Origin of the sequence: Vibrio sp. 1562, assembly GCF_033340155.1 — a bacterium.
GTDB lineage: Bacteria > Pseudomonadota > Gammaproteobacteria > Enterobacterales > Vibrionaceae > Vibrio > Vibrio alginolyticus.
In genome coordinates, this window is record NZ_JAWOVY010000556.1 from 1 (window position 1) to 595 (window position 595).

The following is a 595-nucleotide window of genomic DNA, read 5'->3' on the forward strand; positions in this document are numbered from 1 at the left end:
GCAACCACCACTGGCAGTGTGACCGAGGATTTGATCGTGACATTGATTCGCCATGGAGCAGTGAGATCTTCGCAACTGACGGCACGCTTTAAGTTACCGACTGGCAAAGGTTGGTTATCGCGACCCGTGATCACCAATTTGGCATCGCATTTGGGTAAATGGTTGGCAGAACCTGGCACCCACAAGTCGTACTCCAGTTGGTACTCGCCCCACTGGTTAGACTTGGCTACGCGGTCTACTTCTTGTTCAAAATGTTTCGCGACAACGGCCTTTAGCTCCTCCGATGAGAAGGTGGTTTGGTCCGGACTGGCGAAAGTTTGTCCTGTCGAAAGAATTCCTAATAACAGTATCCACTTTGAGGAAATTAGAGTTTTCCCCCTAATTTTTTTGCTTTCCGTAAACCGGAAGTTTGGTTTCCACTCTTGTCTGTAAGTCATTGATAAATATAAATAAAATTTATGGCACGTATCTTGTTTGTATCTTGGCGTATTCGAGCCGACTGTAAGGAAAAATGCATGGCGATCACATTTGAAAATGCTTTAGGTGTACATCCAGAGGCACTCAATTTTCGCGTTCAGCGTACCAAAGTCCTCGC

General features: G+C 46.1%; 2 pseudogenes. One reads left to right on the plus strand and one right to left on the minus strand.

What is annotated here, in order from left to right:
• A pseudogene (locus R7Z49_RS26370) lies at nt 1–437 on the minus strand (flagella basal body P-ring formation protein FlgA); the annotation flags it as partial.
• A 78-nt stretch (nt 438–515) separates the two neighbouring features.
• Between R7Z49_RS26370 and flgB the strand changes: the two are divergent.
• Nucleotides 516–595: pseudogene (flgB, locus tag R7Z49_RS26375) on the plus strand (flagellar basal body rod protein FlgB); the annotation flags it as partial.